General features: G+C 69.7%; 9 protein-coding genes. 6 read left to right on the forward strand and 3 right to left on the reverse strand.

Annotated features, from left to right (window positions below; all coding sequences use genetic code 11):
* The first annotated feature begins 68 nt into the window (after window positions 1-68).
* The 5 genes from W7U_RS22255 (at window position 69) to eccA2 (ending at window position 7,845) form a co-directional block, all read left to right on the forward strand.
* Window positions 69-1,094: a MinD/ParA family protein gene (locus W7U_RS22255; RefSeq protein ID WP_008262890.1), complete on the forward strand. Its 1,026-nt coding sequence runs from the start codon at window positions 69-71 to the stop codon at window positions 1,092-1,094.
* On the forward strand, window positions 1,091-2,620 hold the full coding sequence (gene eccD, locus W7U_RS22260; RefSeq protein WP_008262892.1) for a type VII secretion integral membrane protein EccD: 1,530 nt from the start codon (window positions 1,091-1,093) through the stop codon (window positions 2,618-2,620). The genes W7U_RS22255 and eccD overlap by 4 nt, the downstream gene beginning before the upstream one ends.
* The gene (mycP2, locus tag W7U_RS22265) at window positions 2,605-4,263 is read left to right on the forward strand and encodes a type VII secretion system ESX-2 serine protease mycosin MycP2 (RefSeq protein ID WP_014381603.1); all 1,659 of its coding nucleotides are present in this window, start codon (window positions 2,605-2,607) and stop codon (window positions 4,261-4,263) included. The genes eccD and mycP2 overlap by 16 nt, the downstream gene beginning before the upstream one ends.
* Window positions 4,260-5,882, forward strand: coding sequence for a type VII secretion protein EccE (gene eccE / locus W7U_RS22270; protein WP_008262896.1), 1,623 nt, complete (start codon window positions 4,260-4,262; stop codon window positions 5,880-5,882). Before mycP2 ends, eccE begins: the two co-directional genes overlap by 4 nt.
* Before the next feature lie 112 nt (window positions 5,883-5,994).
* A complete protein-coding gene (eccA2, locus tag W7U_RS22275) occupies window positions 5,995-7,845 on the forward strand; it encodes a type VII secretion system ESX-2 AAA family ATPase EccA2 (protein ID WP_170320649.1) in 1,851 nt (616 codons plus the stop codon).
* Between the two features lie 9 nt (window positions 7,846-7,854).
* Here the strand turns inward: eccA2 and W7U_RS22280 are convergent, their stop codons facing one another.
* Together W7U_RS22280 and W7U_RS22285 are read right to left on the reverse strand one after the other, a co-directional pair.
* Entirely contained in the window at window positions 7,855-8,295 is a 441-nt protein-coding gene (locus W7U_RS22280; RefSeq protein ID WP_008262900.1) for a nitroreductase family deazaflavin-dependent oxidoreductase, read from the reverse strand.
* A 1-nt stretch (window position 8,296) separates the two neighbouring features.
* Window positions 8,297-9,148, reverse strand: coding sequence for an NAD(P)H-binding protein (locus W7U_RS22285; protein ID WP_008262901.1), 852 nt, complete (start codon window positions 9,146-9,148; stop codon window positions 8,297-8,299).
* Between the two features lie 110 nt (window positions 9,149-9,258).
* On the opposite strand from W7U_RS22285, the gene sigI reads away from it, so the two are divergent.
* The gene (gene sigI / locus W7U_RS22290; protein WP_008262902.1) at window positions 9,259-10,137 is read left to right on the forward strand and encodes an RNA polymerase sigma factor SigI; all 879 of its coding nucleotides are present in this window, start codon (window positions 9,259-9,261) and stop codon (window positions 10,135-10,137) included.
* Between the two features lie 2 nt (window positions 10,138-10,139).
* On the opposite strand, the gene W7U_RS22295 is transcribed toward sigI, so the two are convergent.
* Window positions 10,140-11,312: a MinD/ParA family protein gene (locus W7U_RS22295; protein ID WP_231504820.1), complete on the reverse strand. Its 1,173-nt coding sequence runs from the start codon at window positions 11,310-11,312 to the stop codon at window positions 10,140-10,142.
* Between the last annotated feature and the right edge of the window lie 492 nt (window positions 11,313-11,804).

The following is an 11,804-nucleotide window of genomic DNA, read 5'->3' on the forward strand; positions in this document are numbered from 1 at the left end:
CTGTCGCGCTTGATGGGTGGTTTCTCAACGGGTAAACGCGGTATCGCGAACCGTGTTAGCATCTCGTCGTGACGAGCCCTTGGAATGACCCGAATATGTCGGACGAAGGAGCGCTCAGACGGGGGGATCCGTCAGGGGGCAGCAACTTCCCGGATTCGGTATCCGACACGATGCGAATTACCGATCTGGCCGCACCACGAAAGATTCCACCGGGGTCAGGATGGCGTAAATTCATTTACGCCATCTCATTTCGACAAATAAATCTCGGTGAATCGCCCCGAGAACGGCACTACCGTGATTTACAAAACCGCATCCGCCGGCATATTCGACGGCAGTATGTGATCACCGTGGTCTCCGGCAAGGGCGGCGTCGGGGTCACGACGCTCACGGCCTGCCTCGGTGGCGTGTTCCGGGAATGCCGCCCGCAGAACGTGATTGCGATCGACGCCGTCCCCGGATTCGGCACCCTGGCCGACCGCATCGACGACTCCCCGCCGGGCGACTACACCGCGATCATCAACGACACCGATGTCCAGGGCTACGCTGATATCCGAGAACATCTGGGGCAGAACGCAATCGGCCTCGACGTGCTGGCCGGCAACCGGACCTCGGACCAACCCCGGCCGCTGGTGCCGGCGATGTTCTCCGGGGTGCTGTCGCGGCTGCGGCGCACCCACACGGTGATGATCGTCGACACCTCTCCCGATCTCGAACACGAAGTGATGAAGCCGGTATTGGAGAACACCGACACCCTGGTGTTCGTTTCGGGGATCACCGCGGACCGCTCGCGTCCGGTGCTGCGGGCGGTGGATTACCTGCGGTCGCAGGGCTACCACGAGTTGGTCTCGCGCAGCACCGTGATCGTGAACCACACCGACCAGATCACCGACAAGGACGCGCTGGCGTACCTGACCGAGCGGTTCACCAAGGTCGGCGCGACCGTCGAGGCGCTGCCGTTTGATCCGCACCTCGCCAAAGGCGGCATCATCGACACGGTTCACGAGTTGAAGAAAAAGACGCGGTTGCGCCTCTTTGAAATCACCGCGGGGCTGGCCGACAAATACATTCCAGACGCCGAGCGGGCGGTACCGTGACCTCGCCGCATAAGGTCGCTTTTCCGGCGCGTTGTGCGGTCAACATTTCTTACGAGAAGCATCTGTGTTCCCAAGTCTTCCCCGCCGGAATTCCGATGGAGGGATTCTTCGAGGGAATGGTCGAGCTGTTCGACGCGGACCTGAAGCGCAAAGGTTTTGACGGCATTTCGTTGCCGGCCGGCAGCTACGAACTCCACAAGATCAATGGGGTCCGGCTCGATATCAATAAGAGCCTCGACGAGCTCGGCGTCCAGGACGGCGACACCCTGGTGCTGGTGCCCAGGGTCGACGGGGAGTCGTTCGAACCGCAGTACGAGTCCCTGTCGACGGGCCTGGCCGCGATGGGCAAGTGGCTGGGCCGCGACGGCGGGGATCGGATGTTCGCGCCGGTGACGCCGCTGACGGCCGCGCACACGGCGGTCGCGGTCATCGCGATGGCGGTCTCGGTGGTGGTGGCCCTGACGCTGCGGGCACGGACCTTCACCGACGGCCCGATCCCGGCGGCGGTGGCGGGCGGGGTCGGCGTCCTGTTGGTCATCGCGACCCTGGTGGTGCGAAGCGGATGGCGGGAGCGGCGCGATCTGTTCAGCGGGTTCGCCTGGCTCGCGGTGGTCTCGCTGGCCACCGCCGGCGCCTGCGCGCCGCCGGGTGTGCTGGGCGCGGCGCACGGGCTGATCGGCGCGGTGGTGGTGATCCTGGGTGCCGTCGCCATCGGGGTGACGGCGCGCAACCGGTGGCAGACCGCGGTGGTCACCGCCGTCGTGACGGTGTGCGGCGTCCTGGCTGTCGTTGCCGCCGTCCGGATGTTCCGCCCCGCCTCGGCGCAGGTGCTGGCGGTGTGCGTGTTGGTCGGATTGCTGGTCCTCGTCCGGATGACCCCGCTGATCGCGTTGTGGGTGGCCCGGGTCAGGCCGCCGCACTTCGGATCGATCACCGGACGGGACCTGTTCGCGCGGCGCGAGGGGATGCCGGTCGACACCGTGTCCCCGGTCAGCGAGGACGAATCCGAGGACGAGGACAACGAACTCACCGACATCACCGCGCGCGGCGCCGCGATCGCCGCCTCGGCGCGCTTGGTCAACGCGGTCCAGGTGGGACTGTGCGTCGGGGTCTCGATCGTGCTGCCCGCCGCGGTCTGGGGGGTGTTGACGCCGGGCCGCCCGTGGGCGTGGTTGGCGCTGGTGGTCGCCGGCCTGGTGGTGGGGATCTTCATCACCCAGGGCCGCGGATTCGCCGCCAAATACCAGGCCGTCGCGCTGGTGTGCGGGGCGTCGGCCGCGGTGTGCGCGGGGGTGGTCAAATACGCCGTCGCCGGGGCCCACGACGCCATGGCGGGATTGCTGTGGCCGGTGGTGGCGGTGGCGACGTTCGCCGGATTGGGTTTGGCCGCAGCGCTTTTGGTGCCGGCCATGCGGTTCAGACCGTTCATCCGGTTGACCGTGGAATGGGTGGAAGTGCTCGCATTCATCGTTCTGCTGCCGGCGGCGGCGGCCCTGGGAGGGCTCTTCACGTGGATTCGCCACTGAGAACCGTTGCGGCGCTGACCGCCGCCCTGACCCTGGTCGCGTTATCCGCCAATATCCCTGCCGCCCAAGCGATCACACCGCCCTCGGTGGATCCGGGGATGGTGCCCCCCGATGGACCGCCGCGGCCCGAACAGCCGATGCGCCGGGCCAACAGCTGTTCGTCGCCGATCGTCGTGCGAAACCCCGACGTGGCGCAGCTGGCTCCGGGGTTCAACCTGCTCAACATCGCCAAGGCGTGGCAATACAGCACCGGCAACGGTGTGCCCGTCGCGGTGATCGACACCGGGGTGACGCCGAACCCGCGGCTGCCGGTGGTGCCCGGTGGCGACTACATCATGGGCGAGGACGGCCTGATGGACTGCGACGCCCACGGCACCATTGTCAGCTCGATCATCGGCGCTGCGCCGCAAGGGATTTTGCCGATGCCGCGGCCCATGCCGGCCACTCCCGCGTTCCCGCCGCCGGCCGGGCCGCCGCCGGTCGCCGGGGCGCCTCCGCCACCGGTCGAGGTGCCGCCCCCGATGGCGCCGCCGCCCCCGCCGCCGCCGGTGACGATCACCCAGGTCCTTCCGCCGCCGCCCCCGCCGCCCCCACCGCCGGAGGGCGGCGGCGCCACCGCCGCATCGAACGGGCCACCCGATCCGCAGACCGAGGAAGAACCCGCGGTGCCGCCGCTTCCCCCGGGGGCCCCCGACGGGGTGGTGGGTGTGGCCCCGCACGCGACGATCATCTCGATCCGGCAGTCCTCGCGGGCCTTCGAACCGGTCAACCCGCCGCCGGGGGATCCCAACTCCGACGAGAAGGTCAAGGCCGGCACGCTGAATTCGGTTGCGCGCGCGGTGGTTCACGCCGCGAACATGGGTGCGAAGGTGATCAACATCTCGGTCACCGCGTGCCTGCCCGCGGCGGCCCCGGCCGATCAACGGGCCCTGGGCGCGGCGCTGTGGTACGCGGCCACCGCGAAGGACGCGGTGATCGTGGCGGCGGCCGGCAACGACGGGGAAGCCGGTTGCAACAACAACCCGATGTACGACCCGCTGGACCCGTCGGATCCGCGGGACTGGCATCAGGTCAAGGTCGTCTCGGCGCCGTCGTGGTTCTCCGATTACGTCCTGTCGGTGGGCGCCGTCGATGCCAGCGGCGCCGCCCTGGACAAGAGCATGTCGGGGCCGTGGGTCGGCGTCGCCGCCCCGGGGACGCACATCATGGGTCTCTCGCCCCAGGGCGGCGGGCCGGTCAACGCCTACCCGCCGTCGAGGCCGGGCGAGAAGAACATGCCGTTCTGGGGAACCAGCTTCTCGGCGGCCTACGTCAGCGGCGTCGCGGCGCTGGTGCGCGCGAAGTACCCCGACCTGTCCGCGCACCAGGTGATCAACCGGATCGTGCAGTCGGCCCACAATCCGCCCGCCGGGGTCGACAACAAGGTCGGCTACGGGCTGGTGGACCCGGTCGCCGCGTTGACCTTCAACATCCCGCCCGGTGACCGGATGCCGCCGGGCGCGCAGAGCCGGGTCATCACCCCGGCGGCGCCGCCCCCACCGCCGGACCACCGGGCGCGCAACATCGCCATCGGATTTCTGGGGGTGGTGGCCGCCGGCGTGCTCGTGTTCGCGATCGCCGCGCGGTTGCGGAGGGCGCGATGAGGCCCAACCTCACCGGGTTCAGCCGCGGCAGCAATCGCCGGGTCGTCGGGGTGTGGGTGGTGTTCGTGCTCGCGCTCGCGAGTTGGCTGCTGGCCGGCTACATCGGCGCCGCGGTCGCCGTGGTGGTGGGCATCGCGCTGGTGTTCGTGCGCTGGTGGGGCCAGCCGGCGTGGTCGTGGGCCGTGCTGTGGCGGCGCGGTCGGCGCCCGATCGACTGGTCGGCCCCAATCACCGTGGCCAACAACCGATCCGGTGGCGGCGTGCGCGTGCAGGACGGCGTCGCCGTGGTCGCGGTGCAGCTGCTGGGCAGAGCGCATCGGGCCACCATGGTGACCGGGTCGGTGACCGTCGAGACCGAAAACGTGCTCGACGTCGTCGAACTGGTGCCGATGCTGCGCCAGGCCCTCGGCCTGCAGCTCGACTCGATCAGCGTCGTCAGCATCGGTTCCCGGCACGGCACCGTCGGCGACTATCCGCGGGTGTACGACTCCGAGATCGGCACCCCGCCGTACGCGGGCCGGCGCGAAACGTGGCTGATCATGCGGCTGGCGGTGCTCGACAACGCGCACGCGTTGGTGTGGCGCACGACCGTTGGCGCGGCGGCGATTTCGGTTGCGCAGCGCATCGCGGGCCTGCTGCGCTGTGAAGGCCTGCGGGCCAAGGTGGCCAACGCCACCGATTTGATCGAACTCGATCGCCGGCTCGGCTGGGACGCGGTGTCGGGACCGGCGCAGCGATGGAAAGCCATCCGCGGGGAAGCGGGCTGGCTGACCACCTATGCGTATCCGCCCGAGGCGATCACGTCGCGCCACCTGTCGCAGGCGTGGACGCTGCGCGCCGACGAGGTCATCCAGAACATCACGGTGTATCCCGACGGGCAGTGCACCGCGACCATCACGGTGCGCACGCCGACACCCGCGCCCACCCCGCCCAGCGTGATCCTGCGCCGGCTCAACGGCGAGCAGGCCGCGGCGGCGTCGGCCAACATGTGCGGACCCCGGCCGCACCTGCGCGGAATCCGGCGCAGCCCGCTGCCCGCCGAGCTGGTCACCGAGATCGGGCCCTCGGGCGTGCTGATCGGGAAACTCAGCAACGGCGACCGGCTGCTGGTGCCGGTCACCGACGCCGGTGAACTGTCGCGCGTATTCGTCGCCGCCGATGACCCGATCGCCAAGCGGATCGTGATCCGCACCGCGGCCGCCGGGGAACGAGTCTGCGTGCACACCCGTGACATGGCGCGCTGGGTCAGCGTGCGGATGCCGGAGATCAGCGTCGTCAACGGCTCGCGCCCGGCACCGCGCACCACCGTCAGTGTGGTGGAATACGCCGCGCGGCGGGGCAGGGACGGCAACGGTGCTTCCGACGGCGGGGGCACCGACATTCGGGACGCCGCGATCTCGCCCACCCCCCGGCCGGCGACGGTGATCACCATCGCGCCCGCGGGCGTCAGGCTCTCCGAGGGGCAGCGCCACGGGTTCGAGGTGATCATCGAGCAAGTAGGGCCCTCGGTGGTGAATGTCAGTGCCGCGGGGAAGAATTGGCTTGCCGAGATGGACATGTTCCGCGCCGAGCACCGCTACGTCAGCCTGGATCCGGTCACCATGTCGGTCGGCACGTAGAAGTTCGGCAACGCGAGTTTGAGGCATAGTTTGATGAGCGCACGCGGCGGCAGCTCGCTCCGGCCAAGGGCGGCTACCCGCAACCCCGATGACCACGGTCGCGGCGCTCGCGATGGGGGATGTGATGGGTGATTTACAAACGGCCCGAAGGCATTTCGACCGGGCCATGGGGATCATGGGCCGCCAGGGCCGGGCGGCGGCCCTGCCGGAGTTCGTCGCCGCGACCGACGCCGACGCGTCGATGGCCGATGCGTGGCTGGGGCGCATCGCCTGCGGCGACAGCGACCTGGACTCGTTGCGGCGTCTCTATGCCACCAGCGAATGGCTGCACCGGGAGACCACGCGGATCGGGCAGACGCTGGCCGCGGAGATTCAGCTGGGCCCCTACATCGGCATCACCGTCACCGACGCATCGCAGGTCGGGCTGGCGCTCTCGTCCGCGTTGACGATCGCCGGGGAGTACGCCGAGGCCGACCGGCTGCTGGCCAACCGCGACCTGCTGGACTCCTGGACCAACTACCAGTGGCACCAGCTGGCCCGCACCTTCCTGATGTACCGGACACAACGCTGGCCCGACGTCCTGCTCGCGGCCGCCGAGGAGTTGCCCCCGCAGGCGATCGTGATGTCGGCGGTGACGGCGTCGATCTGCGCGCTGGCCGCGCACGCCGCCGCCCACCTCGGGCAGGGCCGGGTCGCCCTCGACTGGCTGGACCGCGTCGACGTGATCGGGCACACCCAGTCGTCGTCCCGTTTCGACGCCGACGTGCTGACCGCGTCCATCGGCCCGGCCGACATTCCGCTGCTCGTGGCGGATCTGGCGTACGTGCGCGGGATGGTGCACCGCCAGCTGCGTGAGGAGGACAAGGCCCAGATCTGGCTGTCCAAGGCCACCATCAACGGGGTCCTGACCGCGGCGGCCAAAGAAGCGCTGGCCGACCCGAACCTGCACCTGGTGGTCACGGACGAAGAGACCATCGACAGCCGCACCGACCGTTGGGACGCCTCGACGGCCAAGAGCCGCGACGAACTCGACGACGACGCCACCGCCGACCGGCGGGCCGAGCTGCTGGCCGAGGGGCGCAAGCTGCTGGCCAAGCAGGTGGGGCTGGCCGCCGTCAAGCAGGCCGTCGCGGCGCTGGAAGACCAGCTCGAGGTGCGGATGATGCGCCTCGAGCACGGCCTGCCGGTGGAAGGGCAGACCAACCACATGCTGCTGGTCGGCCCGCCGGGTACCGGTAAGACGACCACCGCCGAGGCGCTGGGCAAGATCTACGCGGGCATGGGGATCGTGCGCCACCCCGAGATCCGGGAGGTGCGCCGTTCGGATTTCTGCGGTCACTTCATCGGGGAGTCGGGACCCAAGACCAACGAACTGATCGAAAAGTCGCTCGGCCGAATCATTTTCATGGACGAGTTCTACTCCCTGATCGAGCGCCACCAGGACGGCACGCCCGACATGATCGGCATGGAGGCCGTCAACCAGCTCCTCGTCGCGCTGGAAACGCACCGCTTCGATTTCTGTTTCATCGGCGCGGGCTACGAAGACCAGGTGGACCAATTCCTCACCGTGAACCCGGGTTTGGCCGGCCGGTTCAACCGCAAGCTGCGCTTCGAGTCCTACTCACCGGCGGAGATCGTCGAGATCGCGCACCGTTATGCGACGCCGCGCGCCAGCCTGCTCGACGACGCCGCGCGCGAGAAGTTCCTGGACGCGGCCACGACCATCCGCAACTACACCACTCCCGGTGGGCGCCACGGCATCGACGCCATGCAGAACGGCCGGTTCGCCCGCAATGTCGTCGAACGTGCCGAGGGCTTCCGCGACACCCGGGTGGTCGCGCAAAAGCGGGCGGGCCAACCGGTGACGGTCGAGGACCTGCAGATCATCTCCGCCGACGATATCGAGGCGGCGGTGCGCAGCGTGTGTTCGGACAACCGCGACATGGCCGCCATCGTCTGGTGACCCGGCGCGTCACGCCGGTTCGAAGCGGAAGACGGCGAGTCGGCCCGCCAGGGCTTCGAATTCGTCCGCGGTCCCGTCGCGCACCATCCCGGAACGTTTCGCGAACGCCACGCCGACCGGCACTTTGGCGGGGAACTCCCGCAGCACCGGCCGGGCCTCGCCGGCGGACAGTTCGACGATCCGGACCCGGCGTGAGCGACGGCCGCGGCGCAACGTGCCGGTGCCCGCCGCCCGGGCGTTTGCCGCCCAGTCGGCCCCGGGATAGCCGGCCACCACATAGAGGCCGCCCTGGAAGTCGAACGGCGTCATCGGCGTGCTGCGCGGTTGACCCGTCTTGCGCCCGGGCACGGTGAGCACCATGGCCGGCCCGGTCGGGATGCCCAGACGTTGCACCGCCATCATGAACTTGTTCATGGGCTTGAGGTAGCGCGGGGGACGCGGTTCGGTCATGTCAGGCTCCGTGGTTCTCGTTGGTGAAGACGTCGCGGTGCTCGGCGACCCAGTGGCCGAACGGAAGTGCCGGGCGGCCGAGGATCTTCTCGACGTCGTGGGTGACCAGCGCGGGCTTGTCGAGCGATTCGGCGAGCATGGCGATGTAGGCGTCGGCGAATCCGGCGCTGAATCCCAAGCCCAGGAAGCGTTGCCGCACAGCGTCTGTGGGAACCTCCAGGTATTGGAGCGGCCGGCCCAGCACGGCGCCGATGACCTGCACCAGCTCCGAGTTGGTGAAAGCCTGTGGGCCCGTCAACGGAATGCGCTGTCCGGCAAGCTCGTCGGTGAGCAACGCGCGCGCCCCTACCGCCGCGATGTCCGTCTCGACGATCGGCGCCGTCGACGCCGCGGCGTACGGCCCCGCGACCACGTCGCCGGCGCGGAGCTGCGCGGACCACATGCCGGCGAAGTTCGACGCGAACACGCTGGGCCGCAGGCTCACCCAGGCCAGCCCGGAGTCGACGGCGAGCCGTTCGACCTCCTTGTTGCGGTCGCCGCGAAATCGGGACGGCTGGCGGGACAAGTCGTCGTCGGCGTTGATCGCCGACAGGGCGACCAGTTTCCCGACGCCGGCGCGCCCGCATTCGGCCACCACTTCTTCGAGCTGCCCGCGCAGCGCGCGGGAGTTCAAAAAGACCGCCGACGCGCCCGGCAGCGCCTCGGTGGCCGAAGCGAACACCTCGACCTCGGGGGGAAATCCGGCCGGCCCCGGCTGTCGGGTGATCGCGCGCACGCGCGCGCCTGCGGCAAGCAGGTCCGCGACGAGCGGGCGCCCGACGTTACCGGTCGCACCGGTGACGACGATTGTCATGGGACGGTTCCTTTCGTGGATTTGTGCACTGCTGCAAGGACGGGGCAAAAGGTGGGAAAGTTACACGACAGAACCTGTAACTTTTCGGGGCGGCGGATCGTCGAAGAGTCATGAACCAGTCGCAGTCAACGGGCGACCAGGTCGCCGAGGCCTGGCGCCATCACCGCCCGTATCTGGTCAACCTGGCCTACCAGATGCTGGGCGACATCGGCGACGCGGAAGACGTTGCGCAGGAGGCATTCCTGCGGCTCTCACGCGCCGAGGTCGGCGACATCGAGGATGTCCGGGGCTGGCTGACCGTAGTCGCGAGCCGGCTCTGCCTCGACCAGGTGCGCTCCGCGCGCGCCCGTTACGAACGCCCCGGCGACGTCGAGGAGCGGCCGGCACCACGCCGGTCCGACCCGGCCGACCGGATCACCCTCGACGACGAGGTCCGCAGCGCGCTGTTGGAGGTCCTGCGGAGGCTCAGCCCCGGTGAGCGGGTGAGCTTCGTGCTGCACGACGTGTTCGGCGTTCCCTTCGACTCGATCGCGGAAACCGTGGGCCGTCCCGTCGGCACCTGCCGCCAGCTGGCGCGTCGGGCGCGGGCCAAATTCGTTGCCGCGCAACCGAATATGAATGACGTGGCCGTGGCCGAGCATCAGCTCGTCACGGAGAAGTTCATCACCGCGTGCGCCAACGGCGATCTCGCCGCGCTGGCCGCCGTCCTGGATCCGACGGTCTGGGGTGTGGGCACGATTCTCGCCGACCCGGCGCCGCCACCACAGGTCAACCACGGGCCCGACGCGGTGGCGACCAACCTGCTGCGCTACCTGTGGCCGGACGTGACGCTGGTCGGCGGTCCGGTCGGGGCGCCGGTGTTGCTGGCCTTCAGCGATCGTCGATTGTTCGCCGTTATCGTGCTGACGATCCGCGGCGCGCGCGTGACCAAAATCGAGGCGATCGCCGACCCGTCGGCGCGGGCGGGCAACGCTGCCGAGAACGCCTAGGCCTATTGGTCTTTCGGCCCGCGCTCGCCCGGGCGGTGGGGGCGCGCCGCGAAATAGCCGGCGATGGTCGCGGTGATCTCGAGGAACTTGCGCCGCGTGGCCGGGGCCATTTCCCGGGCCACGTCGATGACCCCGCCCGGTCGCAGGTGCGGGTCGAACGGCACCTCGATGACCGGCCGCCCGTGATCGGTGAACTCGCGGGCCAGCAACGCCCGGGTGCGTTTGTCCGCGTGGCCGTCCGAATCGTTGAGCACCACGATGCTGTGCTGCAGCAGCGTCGTCAGGCCCTGATCCGCGAGCCATTCCATGGTCCGCGCGGCGGCGGACGCGCCGTCGGCCCAGGGCGAGGACACCACGATCAGCGCGTCCAGATCGCGCAGCACCTCCTGGGTCAGCGGCGCGTCCATCGTCGAACCGCAGTCGATGACCGAGATCGTGAAATGGCGATCCAGCCGCAGCGCGGCCTCCCGGTAGATCGCGGGATCGAGCACGCGGCGCGGTCCGGACGCCGGTTCGCCGCCGAGCACGTGCAGGCCCGCGGAATTGCGGCCCAGGCGCGCCACCACATCGTCGAAGGACCGCAGGTTCTTGTCGGCGGTGAGCTCCCAGAACGAGCGCGTCGATCCCGGATCGATGCGGCTGCTGAGGCGCCCGAAGGCGGTGTCGGCGTCGATCGCCACGACGTGGTCTTGCCGGCGGAGTTGGGCGAACAGCGAGCCGACACTGGCGGCCACCGAGGTCTTGCCCACGCCGCCCTTGCCCAGCACACCGACCTTGTAGTTGCCGTGCAGGCGGGTCTGGATGGTCGCCTCGAACTGAGCCTCCTGCCGCTGGGCCGGGGAAGGGCCCAGGGTGATCAGGCCGAAGGTGGCGATCCGCAGGACGCGTCGCCAACCGCGGTCGGGGAGGTCCTGCGAGGGCGGCGGCGCAGGGGCGGGTTGCTGCGGCGCCACGGCGGGTGGTGGCCGCAAGGACGGGGCGGCGGCGGGAGACGGGGGCGCCGGTGCCCAGCCCTGCGGCGGAGCGGACGGCCGGGGCGGGGCGGGGGCCGGGGCCGGGGCCGGTGGCCGCGGGGCGGCGTGGGGCCCGTGCGCAGGGGGGCCAGGCGGGCGGGCCGCCGCAGTTTTCTGCGCGGGCTGCAGACGGTCCCGCAGGAATTCGTCGCGCTCGTTCATGGGCTCCTCAGGTGCCGGGCGGTCGGTCGTCGCGCCGTGTTACGTGATAAGCGCCACGGTCCGGCGTGCGACGCCGGACGTGACCAATACCGGTCCAGTATCTCCTCACGCGGGCGGCGTGGGAACCCGCAAACCCGGCCCGGTTCGCTGCGGGATCGGCGCGCCGCCGCGATCGCGGCACTGAGCACGTCGATCCCCGGCGTAGGCGCCGTTACCACCGGGACCGCAAAGCGCCAGCAGCAAACTTATCGCGGCCCGTCGATCGAGGCCGCGAGCGCGCGGTGGAAGGCCGGCCGTGGTGGAAATCACCGGCCCGCACCCCGGCACCGCACGAGTGCCGATCAGCGGCAACCGCGAAATTTACGAGGGTGCCCGCCGACGGTTTAGACTTGACGAAGTTGGCATGTCAGGCGGGTATTGTCATATCGTTTTACGACTTGTCGAGACCGGTTCCAGGCCACCGTTCAGAGCTGCACGGACATCCCGAACAGG

This window comes from Mycobacterium sp. H4Y (assembly GCF_000364405.1).
Lineage (GTDB): Bacteria > Actinomycetota > Actinomycetes > Mycobacteriales > Mycobacteriaceae > Mycobacterium > Mycobacterium intracellulare.

Excerpts from the sequence above, each read along its gene's own strand:
- eccE (WP_008262896.1), top strand. The coding sequence starts at position 4,260 with ATGAGGCCCAACCTCACCGGGTTCAGCCGCGGCAGCAATCGCCGGGTC.
- eccA2 (WP_170320649.1), top strand. The coding sequence starts at position 5,995 with ATGGGGGATGTGATGGGTGATTTACAAACGGCCCGAAGGCATTTCGAC.
- W7U_RS22280 (WP_008262900.1), bottom strand. The coding sequence starts at position 8,295 with ATGACCGAACCGCGTCCCCCGCGCTACCTCAAGCCCATGAACAAGTTC.
- W7U_RS22285 (WP_008262901.1), bottom strand. The coding sequence starts at position 9,148 with ATGACAATCGTCGTCACCGGTGCGACCGGTAACGTCGGGCGCCCGCTC.
- sigI (WP_008262902.1), top strand. The coding sequence starts at position 9,259 with ATGAACCAGTCGCAGTCAACGGGCGACCAGGTCGCCGAGGCCTGGCGC.
- W7U_RS22295 (WP_231504820.1), bottom strand. The coding sequence starts at position 11,312 with ATGAACGAGCGCGACGAATTCCTGCGGGACCGTCTGCAGCCCGCGCAG.